Here is a 209-nt window from a genome sequence, read left to right on the forward strand (position 1 = left end):
CGACCTCCGGCGTGACAGGCCAGCATTCTAACCAGCTGAACTACCGCTCCAGTTGTGTTGCTGTTTTCCCGCAGGGCGAACCCTTGAAGAAAACAAAGCCCCCAGTTGCCCGGGGGCCTCGCGTCAAAGTGGCGGAGCGGACGGGACTCGAACCCGCGACCTCCGGCGTGACAGGCCAGCATTCTAACCAGCTGAACTACCGCTCCACA

General features: G+C 61.7%; 1 tRNA gene. It reads right to left on the reverse strand.

Going from position 1 to position 209, the window contains the following annotated elements:
- Nucleotides 1-129: 129 nt before the first annotated feature.
- Nucleotides 130-206: transfer RNA gene (locus tag IAE41_RS22380), tRNA-Asp, on the reverse strand.
- Between the last annotated feature and the right edge of the window lie 3 nt (nt 207-209).

Origin of the sequence: Stenotrophomonas sp. S39 (assembly GCF_016624665.1) — a bacterium.
In the GTDB taxonomy this organism is placed as follows: domain Bacteria; phylum Pseudomonadota; class Gammaproteobacteria; order Xanthomonadales; family Xanthomonadaceae; genus Stenotrophomonas.